Origin of the sequence: Falsibacillus pallidus (assembly GCF_003350505.1) — a bacterium.
Classification (GTDB): domain Bacteria; phylum Bacillota; class Bacilli; order Bacillales; family DSM-25281; genus Falsibacillus; species Falsibacillus pallidus.
Genome location: NZ_QQAY01000018.1, coordinates 36,615 through 57,674, shown reverse-complemented (window position 1 = coordinate 57,674; position 21,060 = coordinate 36,615). Strand labels below are relative to the sequence as shown.

20 protein-coding genes and 1 rRNA gene are annotated in these 21,060 nt (G+C 44.7%); 1 reads left to right on the top strand and 20 read right to left on the bottom strand.

What is annotated here, in order from left to right; genetic code table 11:
* The 14 genes from DFR59_RS17695 to DFR59_RS17630 form a co-directional block, all read right to left on the bottom strand.
* Positions 1-74: ribosomal RNA gene (locus DFR59_RS17695) — 16S ribosomal RNA — on the bottom strand; the annotation flags it as partial.
* A 416-nt stretch (positions 75-490) separates the two neighbouring features.
* On the bottom strand, positions 491-1,975 hold the full coding sequence (gene lysS / locus DFR59_RS17690; RefSeq protein ID WP_114746995.1) for a lysine--tRNA ligase: 1,485 nt from the start codon (positions 1,973-1,975) through the stop codon (positions 491-493).
* A 210-nt stretch (positions 1,976-2,185) separates the two neighbouring features.
* A complete protein-coding gene (gene dusB / locus DFR59_RS17685; protein WP_114746994.1) occupies positions 2,186-3,178 on the bottom strand; it encodes a tRNA dihydrouridine synthase DusB in 993 nt (330 codons plus the stop codon).
* A gap of 22 nt (positions 3,179-3,200) precedes the next feature.
* The gene (locus DFR59_RS17680) at positions 3,201-3,419 is read right to left on the bottom strand and encodes a helix-turn-helix domain-containing protein (RefSeq protein ID WP_114746993.1); all 219 of its coding nucleotides are present in this window, start codon (positions 3,417-3,419) and stop codon (positions 3,201-3,203) included.
* On the bottom strand, positions 3,371-3,898 hold the full coding sequence (folK, locus tag DFR59_RS17675) for a 2-amino-4-hydroxy-6-hydroxymethyldihydropteridine diphosphokinase (RefSeq protein WP_114746992.1): 528 nt from the start codon (positions 3,896-3,898) through the stop codon (positions 3,371-3,373). Before folK ends, DFR59_RS17680 begins: the two co-directional genes overlap by 49 nt.
* Before the next feature lies 1 nt (position 3,899).
* Complete coding sequence (gene folB, locus DFR59_RS17670) at positions 3,900-4,259, bottom strand: dihydroneopterin aldolase (protein ID WP_114746991.1); 360 nt, start codon at positions 4,257-4,259, stop codon at positions 3,900-3,902.
* Positions 4,252-5,094 (bottom strand): dihydropteroate synthase, encoded by an 843-nt coding sequence (gene folP / locus DFR59_RS17665; RefSeq protein ID WP_114746990.1) that lies wholly within the window; start codon positions 5,092-5,094, stop codon positions 4,252-4,254. The genes folB and folP overlap by 8 nt, the downstream gene beginning before the upstream one ends.
* Before the next feature lie 10 nt (positions 5,095-5,104).
* Entirely contained in the window at positions 5,105-5,974 is an 870-nt protein-coding gene (gene pabC, locus DFR59_RS17660) for an aminodeoxychorismate lyase (RefSeq protein WP_114747001.1), read from the bottom strand.
* A gap of 7 nt (positions 5,975-5,981) precedes the next feature.
* Positions 5,982-6,569 carry an aminodeoxychorismate/anthranilate synthase component II gene (pabA, locus tag DFR59_RS17655; protein ID WP_114746989.1) on the bottom strand — a complete coding sequence of 196 codons (588 nt, stop codon included), beginning with the start codon at positions 6,567-6,569 and terminating at the stop codon, positions 5,982-5,984.
* Positions 6,566-7,966, bottom strand: a complete 1,401-nt coding sequence (locus DFR59_RS17650) for an anthranilate synthase component I family protein (RefSeq protein WP_114746988.1) — start codon at positions 7,964-7,966, stop codon at positions 6,566-6,568. The genes pabA and DFR59_RS17650 overlap by 4 nt, the downstream gene beginning before the upstream one ends.
* A 128-nt stretch (positions 7,967-8,094) precedes the next feature.
* The gene (gene cysK / locus DFR59_RS17645) at positions 8,095-9,024 is read right to left on the bottom strand and encodes a cysteine synthase A (RefSeq protein WP_114746987.1); all 930 of its coding nucleotides are present in this window, start codon (positions 9,022-9,024) and stop codon (positions 8,095-8,097) included.
* 154 nt (positions 9,025-9,178) lie between these two features.
* Entirely contained in the window at positions 9,179-10,090 is a 912-nt protein-coding gene (locus tag DFR59_RS17640) for a peptidyl-prolyl cis-trans isomerase (protein WP_114746986.1), read from the bottom strand.
* Between the two features lie 19 nt (positions 10,091-10,109).
* A complete protein-coding gene (gene hslO, locus DFR59_RS17635) occupies positions 10,110-10,988 on the bottom strand; it encodes an Hsp33 family molecular chaperone HslO (RefSeq protein ID WP_114746985.1) in 879 nt (292 codons plus the stop codon).
* 22 nt (positions 10,989-11,010) lie between these two features.
* Complete coding sequence (locus DFR59_RS17630) at positions 11,011-11,778, bottom strand: type III pantothenate kinase (RefSeq protein WP_211318572.1); 768 nt, start codon at positions 11,776-11,778, stop codon at positions 11,011-11,013.
* Positions 11,779-11,990: 212 nt separating this feature from the next.
* Between DFR59_RS17630 and DFR59_RS20545 the strand changes: the two genes are divergently transcribed.
* On the top strand, positions 11,991-12,113 hold the full coding sequence (locus DFR59_RS20545; protein ID WP_281269374.1) for a hypothetical protein: 123 nt from the start codon (positions 11,991-11,993) through the stop codon (positions 12,111-12,113).
* Between the two features lie 250 nt (positions 12,114-12,363).
* On the opposite strand, the gene ftsH is transcribed toward DFR59_RS20545, so the two are convergent.
* From ftsH to spoIIE, 6 genes are all read right to left on the bottom strand, one after another.
* Positions 12,364-14,358, bottom strand: coding sequence for an ATP-dependent zinc metalloprotease FtsH (gene ftsH, locus DFR59_RS17625; RefSeq protein ID WP_114746983.1), 1,995 nt, complete (start codon positions 14,356-14,358; stop codon positions 12,364-12,366).
* A 136-nt stretch (positions 14,359-14,494) separates the two neighbouring features.
* The gene (gene hpt / locus DFR59_RS17620; protein WP_114746982.1) at positions 14,495-15,040 is read right to left on the bottom strand and encodes a hypoxanthine phosphoribosyltransferase; all 546 of its coding nucleotides are present in this window, start codon (positions 15,038-15,040) and stop codon (positions 14,495-14,497) included.
* A complete protein-coding gene (gene tilS, locus DFR59_RS17615) occupies positions 15,037-16,467 on the bottom strand; it encodes a tRNA lysidine(34) synthetase TilS (RefSeq protein ID WP_245948525.1) in 1,431 nt (476 codons plus the stop codon). Before tilS ends, hpt begins: the two co-directional genes overlap by 4 nt.
* A gap of 117 nt (positions 16,468-16,584) precedes the next feature.
* Positions 16,585-17,583 (bottom strand): protein kinase domain-containing protein, encoded by a 999-nt coding sequence (locus DFR59_RS17610; protein ID WP_114746980.1) that lies wholly within the window; start codon positions 17,581-17,583, stop codon positions 16,585-16,587.
* Positions 17,558-18,289 (bottom strand): VWA domain-containing protein, encoded by a 732-nt coding sequence (locus tag DFR59_RS17605; protein ID WP_114746979.1) that lies wholly within the window; start codon positions 18,287-18,289, stop codon positions 17,558-17,560. The genes DFR59_RS17610 and DFR59_RS17605 overlap by 26 nt, the downstream gene beginning before the upstream one ends.
* Positions 18,290-18,398: 109 nt before the next feature.
* Positions 18,399-20,876 carry a stage II sporulation protein E gene (gene spoIIE, locus DFR59_RS17600; RefSeq protein WP_114746978.1) on the bottom strand — a complete coding sequence of 826 codons (2,478 nt, stop codon included), beginning with the start codon at positions 20,874-20,876 and terminating at the stop codon, positions 18,399-18,401.
* Positions 20,877-21,060: the final 184 nt, after the last annotated feature.

Here is a 21,060-nt window from a genome sequence, read left to right as displayed (position 1 = left end):
TCAATCCGCTCGACTTGCATGTATTAGGCACGCCGCCAGCGTTCGTCCTGAGCCAGGATCAAACTCTCCGAAAAATTGTTGGCTCAAAGCCACAAAGTTTCAAGCTTGATTAGCTCGATTTTTTAAAAAACAGATTAACGTTGACGTTTTGTTTTGTTCAGTTTTCAAAGATCAATTTGCTTCGTTGTCGTTTTTGGCGACTAGAACATCATATCATTTCTGAGTCATTTGTGTCAACAACTTTTTTCAATTTCTTTTTTTGTTTCGTTTGTCGAAGCCGTTTGAATTGCGGCAACGAATAATAATATATCACCTTTCAACAGGCCGCGCAATACCTTTTTAAAAACTTTTTTACGAAAATATTATTCTCAAATAACAACGTTGTAATATTTCATATTCCTTACTCCTCTATTATTATCATTTTCATAATAAAAACCTCTCCCATCTCCAAAGAAATCTGGAGATGGGAGAGGTCGAATAGTTAAGACAATTAGTCGCGGTGCCTCATAAGCGGGAATAGCAGCACATCGCGGATGGATGGGGAGTTTGTCAACAGCATGACAAGACGGTCGATGCCGATCCCTAGTCCACCTGTAGGCGGCATACCATATTCAAGAGCTTCAATGAAGTCATCATCCATCATGTGAGCTTCGTCATTTCCTTGCTCACGCTCTTTTAATTGTGCCTCGAAGCGCTGACGCTGATCGATTGGATCGTTAAGCTCTGTGAAGGCATTGGCATGCTCTCTAGCTACGATGAACAATTCGAAGCGGTCAGTGAAACGAGAATCCTCTTCATTTTTCTTCGCCAATGGGGAAATTTCCACTGGGTGTCCGTAAATGAATGTTGGCTGGATCAGTTTTTCTTCTACTTTTTGCTCAAAGAATTCATTGACGATATGGCCATATGTCATAGTGTCCTTGATTTCGATGCCGTGTTCTTTTGCTAAAGCACGCGCTTCATCATCGGACATTTCTTTCCACATATCAACGCCGACGTATTCTTTGATAGCGTCAACCATGTGAAGTCTGCGCCATTCAGGCTCAAGGTTCACTTCGTAGTCTCCATATTGGACAGTTGTTGTGCCAAGCACTTCTTTCGCAATGTGAGCAACAAGGTTTTCAGTGAGCTTCATGATATCTTTATAGTCCGCATACGCTTCATATAGTTCGATCATCGTAAACTCAGGGTTGTGGCGAGTGGATACTCCTTCGTTGCGGAATACACGGCCGATTTCATAAACCTTTTCTAAACCGCCGACAATCAGGCGCTTCAGGTGAAGTTCAATTGCGATACGCATGAATAAAGGCATGTCCAAAGCATTATGGTGGGTTGTGAATGGACGAGCAGATGCTCCTCCAGCGATTGCATGCATCATTGGTGTTTCCACTTCAAGGTATCCGTGGTTGTCCAAGTATCTGCGCATAGATTGAATGATCAAGCTGCGTGCGATAAATGTTTTCTTGCTCTCATCGCTAGTGATTAGGTCCAAGTAGCGCTGACGGTAGCGCTGTTCAACATCTTTCAGGCCATGGAACTTATCAGGAAGCGGACGCAGGGCTTTCGTTAAGAAAGTAAACTCTTTAGCTTTGACAGAAAGTTCCCCTACTTGTGTTTTGAATACCGTACCAGTGATTCCGATAAGGTCCCCTAAATCTACTGTATTAAAAATCTCGTATGCTTCTTCGCCGATGGCATCTTTACGTACGTAGATTTGGATTTGGCCTTGCAGGTCCTGGAGATGGGCAAAGCCGGCTTTCCCTTTCCCGCGTTTTGTCATCACGCGGCCCGCGATGGTTACTTCTATCTCTTTGCCTTCTAATTCTTCTTTTGTTAAAGAATCATATTCTGCTTTGATTTCTTCAGATGTGTGCGTACGTTCGAAACGTTTCCCGAATGGATCCATTCCTTTTTCACGCATGGAGTCCATTTTCTCGAGGCGCACTTTCAACTGGTCGTTTAATTCTTCGCTCATTGCTTTATTCACTCCTACTATATTTAGTAAAGGCCAAAGACCGTTTTTCTATTTTATACTCTATTATTGTACACAATCTCCTACGTTCAGACATCCTTTTCGTATCAAAAAAAGGATATATGTAAAAAGGGGCGACTCCAAGAACCGCTCTTTCCGCTCCGGATGAGGTCGGCCTTTGATTTGAGTCAGCCCCTTTTTCAAGAGGTTTCATTAAACAACCTGCATGCTTTTTGCTTCTTGTTCTTCAACCAGGTTCATCAGCAGAGAAACATAGGCATCACGGCTTTCGCATTCGTTGATGGCATTGCGGACTTTTGCATGTCCCTTGATGCCTTTCAAATACCATGCCGCATGTTTTCTCATTTCTCTCACTGCGATGTGTTCACTTTTCAACGCAATCAAACGGTCGAGGTGAAGAATGCATACATTGATTTTCTCGCGTACTGATGGTTCATCCACCAATTCCCCTGTCTCCAGGTAATTGACCGTACGATAGATCATCCATGGGTCGCCAAGTGCTGCGCGGCCGATCATGACACCATCGACACCCGTTTCTTCAAGCATGCGTTTTGCATCCTGGGGTGTTTGGACATCTCCGTTTCCAATCAAAGGAATGCTGATGTTTTTCTTTACTTCTTTGATGATGTCCCAATCCGCGTTTCCTTCATACAATTGCACACGTGTACGGCCATGAAGGGAAACGGCTTTTCCGCCCGCTCTTTCTACAGCCTGAGCGTTTTGTATTGCATAGATATGGTCTTCATCCCAACCTGTACGCATTTTCACTGTGACAGGTTTGTCGACGGCGTCAACAACTGAAGCTACCATTTCATAGATTTTGTCAGGGTCGAGAAGCCACTTGGCTCCTGCATCACATTTTGTGATTTTCGGAACTGGACATCCCATATTGATATCGATGATGTCTGCTGTTGTATTTTTATCGACAAACTTCGCCGCTTCTACAAGCGTTTCTTTTTCCCCGCCAAAAATTTGCAGGCTCAGCGGTTTTTCACGCTCATCAATGTACAGCATGTTCAACGTTTTGGCATTTTGCAAAACAATTCCTTTATCGCTGATCATCTCTGCACAGACCAAGCCGGCACCGAATTCTTTAACAGTCAGACGGAATGCAGAGTTGCAGATGCCTGCCATCGGTGCAAGGACGACTTGGTTCTTCATTTCGATGTCTCCAATTTTCAGCACGGAAGAGCACCTCCTTCCTATATTAATCTTGCATATCTTGAGGAGGAGTCAACTCCTCTACCGTTATACCAAGGATTTTAGCCACTCCCAGAAGCAGTTCTTCTGAAGGCTGCCGATTGCCTCTTTCTATTTCTCCTAATAAAGATACAGAAACGCCAAGGTCTTTTGCCAGCCCTTCCTGTGTGTATCCTTTTAGTTTTCTAAAAGCCCGAATACGTCTTCCCCATTTGTCTGCTTCCATAACCGAACTCCTTCTTTATCAGGTATTTCGTTCAGAACTTGAGTGAACGGGGCACCATTCCGCAAAGACTCAAGCTTTGGATTGATTTCCAGTAAAGGGATCAATACAAATGCCCGCTCAGCCATGCGGGGGTGAGGGATAATAAGTTTCTCTGTTTCAATATTTTCGTTATTAAACAATAAAATGTCAAGGTCTATTGTACGGGGCCCCCACTTGATATCCCTTTTTCTCCCAAGTTCTAATTCTGTCTCTAAGCATTCCGACAATAATTGTTCTGCTGTCAGGGAGGTTTCTACTTGAATGGCCATATTCAAAAAATTTCCTTGATCCGTGTAGCCCACAGGGTCTGTTTCATAAATGGACGAAATTTTTTCAACACGGATCTGCGGATGTTCGTGCAAAGAGTGAACGGCTTTCTGCAGGTAGGCTTCCCTGTCGCCAATGTTGGATCCCAATGATAAATATGCTTGATTGGTCATATCATCTTCCTCTTACGATTTCTACAGCAACCGATTTATAATGGCCGGGAATGGGTGGATCCGGCTTAATGACTTTCAAGGCCACTGTTTGGATTTTCGGGAAGTTGCCCAGGATTTTTCCTGCGATTTTTTCCGCTACGGTTTCCACCAGTTTACACGGATCCCCTTCTACAATCTCTTTGCACGTATTGTAGAGATCTGCATAATTGACACTTTCCTCAAGATCGTCTGTTTCCCCGGCCTTTTTCAGGTCAAGTTCAACAGTGAGGTCGACCCTGAACCGCTGTCCTAACTTCGTTTCTTCCGGAAAGACACCGTGGTAGCCATAAAACTCCATATCATGAACATGTATTTTATCCATTAGCTTTGAATTCACCCTTTCCCAGCATGGCATCCATCATAGCTGCCGTTCTGCTGATTTCTTTTACATCATGAACCCTTACAATATCGCAGCCTTTTTGAATGCCGAAGCAGACAGTGGCAGCCGTACCTTCCAGCCGCTCTTCAACCGGAAGATCCAGCACCTGCCCGATCATCGACTTGCGGGATGTTCCCAGCAGTACGGGGTACCCCATCTCGCACAGCTTATCCAAATCACGCATCATTTGAAGGTTTTCATTCAGATCTTTGGCAAATCCGATTCCCGGGTCCAAAATAATTTGATCATCTTTGATTCCCGCTCTTTTTGCCATAGCGATGCTTTCGAAAAGATCGTATTGGACATCACGGAAAAAGGACGAGTAGTTCCGGTCATCCCGATTATGCATCAAGATGACGGGTACATCGTATTCAGCACCCACACGGAGGATTTCCGGCTCTTTTTTTCCGCCCCAGACGTCGTTAATGATATGGGCCCCTGCTTCAATCGCCATTTTCGCCGTTTTTGCTTTATACGTATCAATGGAGATGGGAAGCTCCACTTCTTTGGCTATCGCCTTGATGACAGGTACGACCCTTTCAATCTCCGAGTCCTCTGGAACATATTCATGTCCGGGTCTGGTGGATTCCCCGCCAATATCGATCATATCAGCTCCGGCTTCAGCCATCTCCTTTGCGTGGGCAACTGCTTTTTCAATTGCACTATACTTGCCCCCATCTGAGAATGAATCCGGCGTGACATTCAAGATGCCCATAATGTATGTCTTTTTGGAAAAGTCCAATGTGTATGGTCCACACTTCATGATTTGCTTTTTCATCGATGTCCTCCTATTTCAAAAGGTCTGCCCTGCTCCACAATGAAGCTGAAAGAATCTTATACCGGTCATACAGCTGCTTGACAACTTGTCCGTCCTTGCCCGGGAAAGGATGGCCGTCCACTTTGTAGGCAGGAATGATTTCCTGAATCGAATTGGTGAAAAACACTTCATCTGCATGAAGGAGTTCTTCGCAGCCAAACAAACCTTCTTCCGCTTCTATGCCCAGCTTGGAGGCAAGGGTCAAAATAAATTCTCGGGTAACGCCATTTAAGATGCCTGTTTCAAGGAACGGTGTGAAAAGTCTGGCATCTTTCACCCAGAATAAATTGCTTGTGATCCCTTCTGCCAGCCAGCCTTCCTTTGTCAAAAAGATCCCTTCGAGGTTCCTGTCCGGCCCAAGCTCCCGCTTAGCAGCCACATTATTGAAGTAATGATGGGACTTCAACCTCTCGTCGGTTTCAGGAGTATTCCGGCGCAGTTTGAGAACTTTCCCCTCTTTTTCATTCAATGGCCGGCCTGTTGGCAGTTCCTTTTGAAAGATAATGATCTCCGGTCTGGAATATGGCTCTGTCTGGAGTCCAATGTCCCCGATGCCGGCAGAAACATTGAATCGGATATAGGAATCGGAAAGTCCATTGGCATCAGAGAGATTTTTTATTTCCCTCAGAACGGCTTCCTTACGCACCGGCCACTCAATATTCAACGCTTTCAGCCCGTTTTCCAGCCGATGGAGATGGTCGTCCAAAAGGAAAGGATGGCCATCATACGTACGAAATGTTTCGAAAACACCCAGACCATACATGAACCCGTGGTCAAAAGGGGAAATTCTCAATTCATCTTTTTTAACGATTTTTCCATTATGGGATGCGTACATCAGTATGCCTTCCTTATACGTTAATAGATTCTTTTTTATATGAAGCAAAGAAATTACGGAGAAGCGTCTTGCCTTCCTCCGTCATGATCGATTCAGGATGGAACTGCACCCCTTCTATTGGGAATTCCTTATGACGTATGCCCATGATCTCCCCTTCATCAGTCCATGATGTGATCTCGAGGCAATCAGGCAATGTTTCTTTCTCCACAATCAAGGAATGATATCTTGTTGCAGAAAAAGGATTCTTCAGTGATTCATAGACCGTTTTTCCATCATGGTGGATTTCAGATGTCTTTCCGTGCATCAGGCGTTTGGCTCGAATGACCTTCCCTCCAAAAACCTGGGCAATGGATTGATGTCCTAAGCAGACGCCAAAGATCGGTATTTTCCCGGCAAAATATTGAATGGCCTCCATGCTGATCCCTGCCTCATCCGGACTGCATGGCCCCGGTGAGATCATAAGATAGCTGGGAGCCAGTTTTTCTATTTCTTCAATTGTTATTTTATCATTTCTTCTGACAATAATCTGTTCTCCGAGTTCACCGATATATTGAACAAGGTTAAAGGTAAATGAGTCGTAGTTATCAATCATGAGGATCATTTTAATTCACCTGCCGCTTCGATTGCCCTCCATAAGGCTGCTGCTTTTTTAAGAGATTCCTTATATTCATACTTGGGGTTGGAGTCAATGACAATTCCCGCTCCAGCCTGGATATGTGCCTGTCCATCCTTCACCAGCATGGTCCTGATGACGATGTTAAGCTCCATGTCAGTATTAAATCCGATCCATCCAATCGATCCGGTGTAAAGGCCCCTTTTGACTGGTTCAAGTTCTTCAATGATTTCCATGGTTCTGATTTTCGGCGCCCCTGTAATCGTTCCCCCGGGAAACACTGCTTTTATTAAGTCAGTGCCATTATAATCCTCATTCATTTTCCCCCTCACATTGGAAACGATGTGCATGACATGCGAGTATTTCTCTATTACCATGAACTCATCCACATGGACAGATCCGTAGTCGCATACTTTCCCCAGATCATTCCGCTCCAAGTCGACAAGCATGACATGTTCAGCCCGTTCTTTCTCATTTTCAATGAGCTCCGAAGCAAGCCTTATATCCTCTTCCTCATCCTTGCCCCTTGAGCGTGTACCTGCTATAGGTCTTGTCGAGACATCCAGACCAGATTTTTTCACCAGCAATTCAGGGGAAGCGGAAACAATGTCAAATTCAGGCGTATGGATATAGGACATATATGGCGAAGGATTCAACTGCCTCAAGGAGCTGTAAACCTCAAACGGATGCAAGTTTAATTCGATTGACTGCCTGACAGACAGATTCACTTGAAATACGTCGCCGCTCGCAATGTATTCGCGAATGGAATCTACTGCATATTTAAATTGATTTTCGTCCATCGAAACAGATCGGTCATCTGTTCGCATGCCGTCGGAGCCGATACTCGAAGAAGCCTCACCTTCAGGACTGCCGCAGGAGAGCCATCGTTCGAGCTCTGCTTTTAATTCGGGTGAGTTCCCTTCTTCTCTAAGCTCCATTACCCATAACTCATTTTCTTGATGGTCGAATACAGCCCATTCATCAAAGGCAAGAAAATAAATGTCCGGCATACCCAGATCATCTACAGCATTTTCGCCAATATCCTCTATATAACGGACATAATCATAGCTGATATAACCAATGACACCGCCTTGAAAATCGGGTACTCCCTCTTCTTTTGGCATTTGGCGAGCTTTCATCCAGTCATCCAGGAGTTCTAATGGGTCTCCAGGAAGAAATGCGGCAGCACCGCCTTCCAATATTTCTAATCCATTATTTTTCGCAATCAGCTTTGCAAAAGGATGAAGTCCGGCAAAACTATATCTCCCACCTCTGCCGCTCTCAAGGAGAACATGGGTTGGGCAGTCTTTAGAAAACGTAGAGAATCCTTGAAAAAAAAGCTCTTTGCTGCACGGCACTTTTTCATAATAAAGCTTGTCCTTCATCTGTGGGGCACGCTCCTTCTCATTGTCTATGACTACATCATACAGGATGAAAGGGTTCCTGATACATAAAAATTAAGAGGTATAAAAAAAAGGCAGATCACAATGACCTGCCCTTTTAGCATCTCTCGTTATTCCTCATCAAATTGATACAGCGGCGTGCTCAGGTAGCGCTCCCCATTACTTGGGATGACCGCCAGCACTTTTTTGCCTTTTCCAAGCTTTTTCGCTACTTCCAACGCTGCGTAGATAGCAGCACCCGAGGAAATGCCGCCTAAAATTCCTTCTTCTTTTGCTGCACGGCGCGCATATTCAAAAGAATTTTCCGTTCCTACTTTGATGACTTCGTCGTAAATGTCTGTATTAAGGATATCCGGAACAAATCCAGCACCAAGGCCTTGAATTTTATGAGGGCCTGGCTTCCCGCCTGAAAGGATTGGAGAATCTTCCGGTTCGATTGCGTAGATGCGGACATTTGGATATGCTTCCTTCAATACTTTTCCCGCACCTGTGATCGTTCCGCCTGTACCGATGCCTGCTACAAACGCATCTAATTGACCGCCCATCTGTTCAACGATTTCTTTTCCGGTTGTTTTTTGATGGACTTCAGGATTCGCTTCATTCTGGAATTGCTGCGGCATGAAGAAGCCTTTTTCTTTCACAAGCTCTTCCGCCTTGGCAATAGCACCTTTCATTCCCTCTGGACCAGGAGTCAATTCAAGCTCCGCACCATATGCCCGGAGGAGGTTCCTGCGCTCCATGCTCATTGTTTCCGGCATGACCAATACTGCTTTATATCCTTTTGCAGCAGCTACCATCGCAAGCCCGATCCCTGTATTGCCGCTCGTAGGCTCAACGATTGTATCGCCAGGATTTAATTTGCCGGCTTTTTCTGCCGCCTCAATCATGGCAAGAGCAATACGATCTTTTACGCTGCTCCCTGGGTTCATATACTCCAATTTCAAATATACATCCGCTGAATTTTCATCGGCCAGCCTGTTCAGTTTCACAATGGGGGTTTGACCGATTAGGTCTGTAATAGAATTTGCAATTCGTGCCATTGTCCTCACTCCTAATACCGAGTATTTTTATTGGTTTTAATAAAATTTACCAAATCGTTTGCAGCACTGTCAATGAATATGCTTCTACCTTCAGTCTATTGTATGTAGGCGTAAATATTTTAAGCATTATAAAAACGGCTAATCGCTTAGCCGTTTAGTTAGTATGCTCATCCGGGGCACCGTAAAACCATTTCACTTTTGCTTCTTTCCAGAAATTTTCCGGATTCATCGGGTTTTCAATGTGCTCCAAGGCAATCTGCCTGCGGATTTGATCCTTCACATCATGGTATTCGTAGGTTGTACCCGGTACTTTTTCCTTTAGCAAAAGAATGGCGTAGCCCTTTTTATTATAAGGAATTGGTTTGCTCCATTCATTTTCTTTAAGGGTCTTGGCCGTTTCTAAAAATTGCGCGGGGTATTCTTCTGATTGCTCCGAGATATATCCGATATCCCCGCCTTGTGGAGCGGACTCCGCATCAATTGATCGCTCCATGGCCAATACATCAAAATGGGAACCGTCCTTTAGTTCCTGCTCGGTTTTCTCCGCCTCTTCCTTAGTCGGAGAAACAATCATGGAGATCCTATAGGCATCCGGGAGATCATAAAGGTCTTTATTTCGTTCATAGTATCGCTTCATATCATCTTCGGAAACAGATACATCCTTTGTAACCAATTCTTCCAGAAGCAAATTGGTCTGAATCTCTCTCTTTAATTGCTCTTCATTCAACACGTTTTCATGGTCCATGGGATTGAGTACGCTTTTGTACATTTTGACTTCTTGTTCAATTTCCTTCTCAGGGGCTTTGACTCCGTATTTATCCGCCATCTGTTTGACGACTTTTTCATCAATCAGATCTCTCAGGACACTTTTCCCGTATCTTTGATCGAGTTCGTGCAGCCAATCTTCCCGGCTGATTGAAGTACCTCCGATTGTAGCAACCGTCTCTTGCTTTTCTGCCATAGCGGCTGGTACAGAAGAATGTTGTTTGGCTATAAAAAAGACAAGTGTGGCAATGTTTGTAATGAGGAGGAACCCAATGGCAAACCATAGCTGTTTTTTACCCAAAACTTTCGCCCCTTATCGTTTACTTAGCTGCTTCTAGTAGAGCTTCCAATTCCTCTTTGGAAAAATGATAGATTTCATTACAGAAGTGGCATTGAGCTTCACCTTGTCCATCTGTTTGAATCATATCTTCAATTTCCTCTTTGCCCAGGCTGACGATGGCATCAGCAAATCGCTCTTTGGAGCAGCGGCATTTAAATTGAACCGGCACCGTATCAAGGAACTTCACATTTCCTTTGCCTAATAATTCTTCCAGGATTTCTTCAGGAGTCAATCCTCTTTGAATGAGTTTAGAAATGGGATCGATTGTTTTCAAACGATTTTCGATTTCATCAATCGTCTCATCTTCAGCACCCGGCATCAATTGAATAATGAAACCGCCTGAAGCAAGAATGGTATTGTCCGGATTGACAAGGACTCCTACTCCCACTGAAGAAGGAATCTGTTCAGAAGAAACGAAATAATACGTGAAATCTTCTCCCAATTCCCCGGATACAATCGGGACCTGACCAGTGAAGAAGTCTTTCAGCCCTAGATCTTTAACGACTGTCATGAATCCTTCCGTCCCCACTGCACGGCGTACATCCAACTTACCGTGTTCATTCAAATCGAAATGAACTTGAGGGTTGCTGACATATCCGCGTACGTTCCCTTTAGCATCGCTGTCCACGAGAATAGCACCGATCGGACCGCCGCCCTCGATTTTAACAGTCAATTTATCTTCACCTTTGAGCATGGAGCCCATCATGACGCCGGCAGTCATAGCACGGCCCAGCGCTGCAGATGCAGTCGGCCAGGTTTGATGGCGTCTCTGCGCTTCCCCTACTAATTCTGTTGAACGTACTCCGAACGCACGGACTTGTCCATTATAGGCTAAAGCTCTAACTAAATAATCACTCACTTCAGTCACCTTCTTATTAGTTTTATTCTTTGTTGCGTTTATAAATCAATCGTAATCCTTTCAATGTCAGGAATGGATCAACGACATCAATGACTTTCGATTCTTTGTCGATTAAAGTAGCAAGTCCACCTGTCGCAATGACGGTCGGCTCTTTGCTGCTTTGGGCTTTCATCCGGTTGACGATACCTTCAACTTGCCCTACATATCCATACAATATCCCTGACTGCATGGCTGAAACTGTATTTTTCCCTATGATATCATCTGGCCTTGCAATCTCGATCCTTGGCAGTTTCGCCGCCTTGGAATACAGTGCTTCTGTTGAAATACTGATCCCCGGAGCGATCGCGCCGCCCATGTACTGCTTATCTTCATTGATATAGCAATAGGTTGTGGCTGTCCCGAAGTCAACAATGATAAGAGGGCTGCCATATTCATGTATCCCGGCCACTGCATTCACGATGCGGTCAGCACCGACTTCACGAGGGTTGTCGTATTTAATATTCAAACCGGTCTTTATTCCCGGTCCTACAATCAATGGCTTTATTTGAAAATATTTATGGCACATTCTCTCGAGGGAGAACATGATAGGCGGAACCACGGAAGAAATAATGATGCCGTCGAATGCTTGAAAGGATAAACCTACATGCTCAAGCAGCGTCTTGATGACCATCCCATATTCATCTTCCGTCTTATGGCGGTTCGTTTCCACCCGCCAGTGATATTTCAATTCTTCTTGGTCATATACACCCAACACAATATTGGTATTCCCTACATCCAATACAAAAATCAACATTTTCACCTACTAAAAATTCATTCACTTCCATTAACAAAGCTATCATACCATACGGGGGGAGAAAAGCGGAAGCAGCTTGATTAGAGGCGTAAAGACTGGAGTTCAGCACCACGAGATAAAGGAAACACGATGAACGGAGTGAATCGATGTTGACTTATCGTAAGTGTGCTGAGCGAAGTCTTCCAGCCTCTAGCTGCTGGAGCTGGATCATGAAAAGCGGAAGCGCCTTGGTCTGCCCCGACCCGCATAAGACGGAACTCGAAGGAAATCCTGATTTCCGTAGAGGTACGGCTTATGACCTCGAGGGGCTAGGCGCTGGAGCTGGATCATGAAAAGCGGATCCGGCTGTTCAGAGGCGCCGAGGTTGGACTGAAGCGCAGCGAGATAAAGGAAACACGATGAGCGGTAGCGAATCGATGTTGACTTATCGTAAGCGCGCTTCGGGAAACCTCCCAGCCTCTAGCCGGAGGAGCTAGACATAGAAAAGCGGAAGCAGCTTGATTAGAGGCGTAGAGACTGGAGTTCAGCACGGCTGCTTACATATAAAAAAATGCCGCAGCTTATTGGGCTGCGGCATTTCGATTATAATTCTCTATTAGGATCGTTTTCATCTGAAGAAAGTGGACCTTCAACTTGATCGCCCGGTTTAGAGCCATTCAAAGTGTCTTCTTTCTTCTTTTGAATATTCACTTTCACATCGCCATTATCGATGCGCTTCACTTCGTCTTTATCCAAGGAAACTTCGCTTCTGTCAGGAAGTGTTCCGTGGTCAATCAAGTGTTTGATTTGCTGTGCATCAAGTGTTTCCACTTCCAATAGAGTATTCGCTACCAATTCAAGCTTATCTCTATTTTCCGTAAGGATCTTCTTAGCGCGTGCATAGCACTCTTTGATGATGCGCTGGATCTCAAGATCAATTTCGTATGCGATGGCATCAGAATAGTTTTGGTCATTCTGAAGATCTCTGCCAAGGAATACTTGACCTCCTTGAGCCTGGCCGAACTGCAATGGTCCAAGTTTATCACTCATACCAAATTCAGTGACCATTCTGCGGGCAATGCCTGTTGCACGCTGGAAGTCATTATGCGCTCCTGTTGATACTTCACCGAATGTAATCTCTTCAGCTACACGGCCTCCGAGCAATCCAGTGATTTTATCAAGAAGCTCCGGCTTCGTCATGAAGTAGCGATCTTCTTTTGGAAGCATAACTGCGTATCCACCCGCTTGGCCGCGAGGAACGATCGTTACCTTATGCACCATTTCGGCTTCATCCAGGACGACGCCGATAATAGTGTGTCCACCTTCATGGAAGGCAACAATTTTTCTTTCTTTCTGAGAAATGACCTTGCTCTTCTTCGCAGGACCCGCAATGACGCGGTCTGTCGCTTCGTCGATATCCGTCATATCAATTTTCTTCTTATCTTGACGGGCTGCAACGAGGGCAGCTTCATTCAATAGGTTCTCAAGGTCTGCACCTGAGAAGCCAGGAGTCCTCATAGCAATGGCCTTCAAGTCCACTTTATCTGAAAGCGGCTTGTTTCGGGCATGTACATGAAGGACCGCTTCACGTCCTTTAACATCCGGACGGTCAACAGTGATTTGTCTATCAAAACGTCCCGGACGAAGAAGGGCTGGATCCAGAATATCAGGTCTGTTTGTTGCAGCGATGATGATGATGCCTTCATTGGCACCGAAACCATCCATTTCCACAAGGAGCTGATTCAGCGTCTGTTCACGTTCATCGTGTCCGCCGCCTAGTCCTGCACCACGCTGGCGTCCTACCGCATCGATTTCATCAATGAAAATGATGCAAGGAGCGTTCTTTTTAGCATTTTCAAAAAGGTCACGTACACGGGATGCACCGACCCCTACAAACATTTCAACAAAGTCTGAACCACTGATTGAGAAGAATGGAACTCCAGCTTCTCCAGCAACAGCTCTTGCAAGAAGGGTTTTACCAGTTCCCGGAGGTCCTACGAGAAGGACGCCTTTAGGAATGCGTGCCCCCAATTCAGAGAATTTGCGTGGATCTTTAAGGAACTCAACGACCTCAACGAGCTCTTGCTTTTCCTCATCTGCACCAGCAACATCTTTGAATCGCACTTTTTTCTTTTCTTCACTGTAAAGCCTTGCTTTGCTTTTCCCAAAGTTCATCACTCGGCTTCCGCCGCCCTGAGCCTGGTTCAGCAAGAAGAAGAACAGAATGAAGATGATGACAAAAGGAATGATCGTTGTAAAGAAGGATACCCATCCACTCGTCTCCTTAGCAGGAAGGACTTTCACGTCGGATTTAGCTGATGCTTCAGTAATCCGATCGAGAAGTGTCTGGCTGTTCATTACATATGTAAGGAACTGCTGGCCTTCTTTGTAATCCTTTAATTGTCCTCTTACTTCATAAACGCCTCTTTCAGGCTGTATGGAGACATTTTCGACATCGCCTTTTTCAAGGTGGGATACGAAGTCGCCATAGGATATATTCTTTGTAGGTGTATTATTGTTGTTGAAGTAGCTGACCACACCAATAATCACCAGAAATACTAGCAAATAAAATATCGTGTTTCGAAAAATCCGGTTCATCCCTTACCTCCTCCCGCGGGTAAACAAACTACAATCAATAGTATCATAGAAAATCATGGTATTCCAACAATTTGCATTATTGTGAAACCGCTTCGATTGCCTTGCTTTTCCACAGTATTTTCATTATAGGATTTACTTACTCGCCTTTGTTATACACTTCAGGCTTCAAAATACCGATATAAGGAAGATTACGGTATCTTTCCGCGTAGTCAAGTCCATATCCGACAACGAATTCGTCAGGGACAATGAAACCTACATAATCTGCATGGATGTCAGATTTGCGTCCAGTCGGCTTATCAAGAAGCGTGACGATTTTAATGGATTTCGCTTTGCGGTATTTAAATAATTCCACAAGATAGCTGAGTGTCAAGCCGCTGTCGATGATATCTTCTATGATTAAGATATCTCTACCCTCAACTTTAGTATTTAAATCCTTTAAAATTTTCACTTCACCTGTGGATACCATGGAGTTCCCATAGCTTGAAACATCCATGAAGTCCATTTCCAAATGGGTATCAATGCGTTTTAAAAGATCTGACATAAATGGCATTGCGCCTTTTAGAACCCCGATGGCAAGCGGAAAGCGATCTTGGTATTCTTCAGTCAGCTGGGAAGCGATTTCCCGGATTTTGCCTTGAATTTCTTCTTCAGTGATTAAAACTTTCTCGATTTCATTTCTCATGAATTAATTGTCCCCCTAGAAGATGTTTGCGGATTAAAATGTAAAATCAATAGCGGTTTATCAGCTGCTTGTTCAATATCATATTTTGACTTTTTGATCCCCGGCAGCCAAAGGATCTCCCCTGACTGGTCTGTGACGATCGGCCAGGATTCCCTCATGTGGACAGGGATTTTGCTGTCAATGAATATATCTTTCACTTTCTTGGTCCCGTTCAGCCCTTTTGCCGCTATCCTGTCTCCATCGCGCCGTGTACGGACGATCAAAGGCAGATTCAGCATGGATGTGTCGAGACAGATGGAGCTGTTCCCATTCTTCAGCGGCATAGAATTGAGATCCCCCGCTATAATGGATGAGGCATTTGGGAGATTAATTTCCCCTTGCAGCGGCAGTTCAAATTCATATGGATCTGTCCTGCCTGATGGCCTGAATGTAAAACAGCAATGGTTATAAGATCGTATCACCTTAAGATGATGCGGAAAATCCAGCTGTCCGGATACATTGGAACTGCTTTTCAAAAGCTGCTGGACTGCATCGATATGTACAGCCGAAATCGAGGATGGAAGCTCCTCGTAAAGATAGTTTAATATTAGTTGAATCCCTCTTCTTTGTAAAGGCAAAGGCATTTGGTGAAACCTTGTGATTTCAAATGAAATTTGATCATGATGTTTATTCCATAACTTATTCATTTCTTCCCTTGTTAATTCCTGCAGAAAAACCTCATCTTCCCTTAATTCTTCTCCAAAACGCTGGAATTGTTCATGGAAGTTCGGATTTTCCTCGCGAAGGGCAGGCAGCACCCGGTGCCTGAATCGATTGCGGGTGTAATCATCCTTTTCATTGCTGGGGTCTCTTCTAGGCTTCAATTCATAAAACCGGCAGTATTCTTCTATTTCATTTTTGTTGAGGCTTAGGAGCGGCCTGATGAGCCTCCCGCTTCCGAAGGGCCTTTGAACAGGGATTCCTGCCCTGCTTTTCCCCACAGCACCCCTTGTGAGCCTCATAAGGATGGTCTCGGCTTGATCGTCCCCGTGATGGCCCGTCGCGATGGCCGTGTATCCCTTCTCCTGAAGTGTTTCTTCAAAGAAGAGATAGCGGTAATATCTTGCCGTTTCCTGCATTCCTTTTCCTTCGTCGGCCATTTTCGCTTTGATGTCAATGGAAGCAGTCTCGCAAGGTATCCCCAATGTGGCGCAGAACCTTTCCATAAAGAGTATATCTTCATGTGATTCCCTGCCCCTTAACATATGGTCAACCGTTATGCAGGCCAGTCCTATTCCATAAAGCGATGTCCTCCGGGATAGAAAATGAAGAAGGGAAAGAGAATCCGGACCGCCTGATGCAGCAACCAGAATCCTGTCTCCTTTTTCAACCAAACCATGCCTTTCAATAAAGGCGGATACTTTCCTCTCGTACGCAAGCATAAACATCTGTCCCTATCCAGTTTGTACACAAAGTGTATTTCCAACTAGTTTATCATTCCAGCAGACAAACAACAAAAGAGAACCTATAAGTTCACAATATTTTACGATTATGAAGGTACATGTCTAAATTTGCCCATAAATATAAAGAAAATACAAGACGCCGACGATCATGATGATCAAAATCGTTTCAGCAAATCCGCCCTTTGATTTTTTCTTTTGATTTTTCATGTGGCGGCTCGCTGCAGAAGGACTTTTCCTGGCGCTATTTATAGAAGAATGATTTTTGGCAGGGACCGTTTGCTTTTTAGGGATGCTCATTTGGGAATTGTCATCGATGGCCAAGAGCATACCTTCTCTCATTGCACCAGCTGACGCATATTGTCCTTTAATCGCTTTCATGAGCGGTTCTTGAAACGGACGCAGCATTTGGCTGCTTTTAATCATATCTTCAATGTGGCGGATGCCCGTTCCGGTTTTTTGAAAACGTTTTGGATATGCCATATTGACCATCACCATTGCCGCTGCAAACAGATCATAGGCGGGATCTGCTTTTCTGGAGCCTGCACCCCAGTAGCCGCGATCAAAGAATTCAGTGAATTCCTTAATGGCTCTTCCTTGGATGGTGGTCCCTCCCACATCTATGCAGCGGATCCTCGGAGGCGGACCTGTAACAATCAGGTTTTCCGGTTTTAAATCTCCAAATACCCATCCAGACTGATGGAGTCTTTCCAGATCCTTTAACAGCTGAAGAATCAAAACTGACTGCCATGTGCTCCCTTTTTGAGAAACAAAGTCAAGCAGGTTCGGCCCCTCAATGTATTCCATTGTGTAAAAGGGGATTTTCTGATTCCTTGCTTCCCAATCATCCACATCTAACAAAGAAGGTCCGAGGGCAGACCCTGGGACCTTCGCAAATGCTTTGAGGACATTCACCTCTGATGTTATGGATATATTGTTATCGCTGAATTTCAGTGCCGCATTCCCCATTGCTGATTTGGCTAAATAGACAATGCCGTTGGCGCCGTAGCCCAGCTGTTTGATCAGTGTATATCTGTTTTTATGCCATTTCCCTTCAACTACTGTGCCAGGAGAAAAATTATACTGACTCTTCAAATTGTCCATCACGCGAAATGAGGCTCCTTAATGAACGTTTTTTCTTGAAATGACCCAATGCTTCACGAAGGGCTGGGCCGGTAGGTGTAATCCCCCCGGAAGATAATTTGGAAAAGATGCTAGTCAAGGATTCTAGCCTTGGCGTCCAATCCAGCAATTTTTCGACATCATTCTTTTTCCCGGGAAATACAAAAACAGAAAATTTGTTATCCCCCATACGGGCATTCATGCTGAGGGATAGATCCAGCAGCGCTTCTTTCACTGTTGGAAGCTTATTCTTCATGCTTGCACTCGTGTCAACAAGTATAAGCACTTCGAGGTCAGCCTTTTCCCCAAGTTCATCTACCACTTCCATGACTTCTCCTCTTTTTTCAGGAGGAAGCTCCTCGATGGAAGCTGATTGTCCAAGGATTTGCTTCAATTCTTTATTGACGACTCCCTGCAGTGTTTGTGTCATCGCTTTACGCGTCACCATCTGAACTGTCTGTGATAATGCCTGGGCATAAACTACTTGGCTGATGCCGCCGCCCGACATGGAAATATCCTCGATTTCCTGCATCCCATTTTGGTCAATCACGTCATTTTCCATGACACCGATGACATTCACTGTTATCCCTTGTTCCTTTGCCAATGCAGCAACTGCAATGGGGTCTTCCCCTTGATTTGAACATCCGTCTGTTATTAAGAGAATTTGCTTTAACGTTCCCGTCCTCAACGTTTTCCCCTCCTAATCAATTGATGTCTCCATCATCGACAAAAAGGAGGGGATTTATACCTTGTTTCATAGATTATTAACAGCAATCTATCAGCCTAACACTTCTGTTTCAGGAAATGTTTTTATATTTCCCCACTGGGATGCTGGCCCATTTCGGCGTATTATGCTTTATGGCAGCCACTACAATGGTCATATCATCTTCAATGCTGCCCGACCTTGTCCTGATGACCTCCTCCATGATTAAATCAGCGATCTCCTGAGGATCATCTGTTTGAAGTTCCCTGACCTTGCGTTTCATCCATGCATCATAATTTTCAATATGCTTCGGCCCCTCAAATACACCGTCGCTCATCATGATCAGCAGGTCTCCCGCTTTCAGCTGATCCGATACAACGTCCACATCAAAATCCTGAATGATTCCCATCGGAAGATTGCTCGCTTCAATTTTGAATACTTTATCCCCCCGTTTGACAAAGCTTGGTGTGGATCCGATTTTTAAGAATTTTACGGAAGCATCCTGCAAATCGATCATGGCGAGATCGAGCGTGGAGAATATCTCATCTGTCGTCCTCAAAGATAGAATGGAGTTGATAGATTTAATCGCCACCTTTTCCTCGATGCCTGATTGAAGGATCTTTTGAAGCAGCCTGAGTGTTTCGTTGCTTTCGTGATGGGCACGCTCACCGTTCCCCATCCCGTCACTGATGGCAATGGCAAACTTCCCTGGGCCGAGCTCAATCGTTGAGTAGCAGTCGCCGGAAACAAGACCGCCTCCTTTTGCTGCATGCGCGACAGCCGTATCAACGACAAAAGCTTTTGCAGAGCGGAATGTCACTTGGCAGAATCCATTCGGGTATTTAGCACATTCTTCTTTCTGGACAATGATGGACTCACCAGTGATATCCGAAAGCATCGGTGCTATCAGTTTTTCACATTCACCCCTGCCATGGCAGTAGGGGATGGTCATATCAATATCCACATTCCCCTGCTCCAGCGAATAGATTTCAACCCCTTCTATTTCAATGCCGAACTCTTCCAGCGCCTCCAGGATCGACTCTTCCTGTTTATGATGATTCTCCCGCTCACGCTGAATTTCACGCGCAAAGTCACCCATCACTTCAGATACTCCTAATAGCTGATCGGCTACGAGTTTCCTTGACTCCTGAACCTGCTTTTTCAATTTTTGATTGGCCTGGAAATAGGTCAATTCCTTTTGGACAGCGTCCTGCACTTTTTGGGCTTTCACACAATGCTTGTCCAAGTCCCGGCTTGTCCTATGGCTGATGACCCCTTCCCCCGTCTCTACTTCATACATGACTGTTTTCATCAGCTCATAGGTTTCTTCAAAATTCCTGCTCCAGCAGTGATCTTTCTTAAAGCAGGTCTGGCATGTTTTTTCCGTTACATTGCTCATGAACATATCCAATTCATGATCTTCATAATCCGAATCCTTTTTTTCATCGTATTGTGAAAAGCTCTTCGAGAGAGCTTGGAATACAGAGGAGAACTGCTCCACACGATTGGCCGTGACATCCCTGATTTTCCTCATATAATGCTGCTGTTCCTGTGCATATTCAGGGGTGCCCGGAATATGCTTCGCCAATTTCGCTGCCAGATTTTGAGGAGTCAAGTAAAGCAGGAAAATAGCTGCGCAGCTTTCATAGATGGTCTGCATAAGAGAGCCCTCCGTCTCTCCATACATTCCAATCAAAAGGGTAGCAATCAAAAGCCCGGCAGCTGTCCCCGTCCTTTTTCCTTCTTTCAGCAATCCTCCTAACAATCCTGAAAAAGCGAGAAGGCTCATTTGATAAAAACTGGACACATTGGCAAGGCTGAAAATCAGCCCTGTCACAACTCCGACTGTGGAGCCCACCGTAGCCCCCGCTACAAAAGCAAAAAGCAGGACCAAGTACCTTGAAAGAATATGTTCTATCGATAAATCATATAAAGTCCATCCGATCGTTCCGGTCATGACGGATGCCAGCATGATGATCAAACTGACGACTTCTTCTGTCTTCAATGATTTTTTTCTTTTATGCATGGATAATAGCGGAATGCTCTGCATAAAGATCAATGTAAGGATAAAACTGAGGGCAGCCTCGACCCCTGCCATCACCCCGTCATAGACGGTAAAGACCTGATTCTGCTGCACATATAAAAATACACATTTCACGATAAATGATGTGAAAAGGACAAAAAACGGCAGCGCCTTTACCGTGTTGCTTTTAAACTGCATGAAAAGACGGAAGCTGATGAGGAATATGACACTCGCTGCAAAAGTGAAAACGATGGACCCAATCGAAAGGGTGACAGCCCCTGCAAGGAGTCCGATCAAAGCCAGCGGAGCTTTATCCCTTCGAATCATGTAAACTGCCGCAAAAAAAGGAAGAGAAAATGGCGTCAGATGCGATAATATCAAAGCCCTCCCCAATAAAAAGCCAATCAACACCAAAATAAATCCCTTTTGAAGGAAGAAGACCTCCATTTTTGTCTGGAAGGTTTGCAAGCCTTTCGTCAATCCGACCTTCGTTTCCCCCAATTCAACATTTCGGACGGTTTCCATCATGGTTCGTTCTGCTTTTTCCATGCATAAAACACTCCCTATTTGTATTCGTTGCTTTTCATTATAAAATGGACAAGCTTCAAACTTTGTCAAAATGGGCTGTTGAATTGCAAGAAAAGTTCGACTCTTTTTTTAGTTTTTAAACAAATGAAGCCTGATAAACGCTGACATCCCCTTATTCTTCCATGTATAAAAAAGGAATGAAACA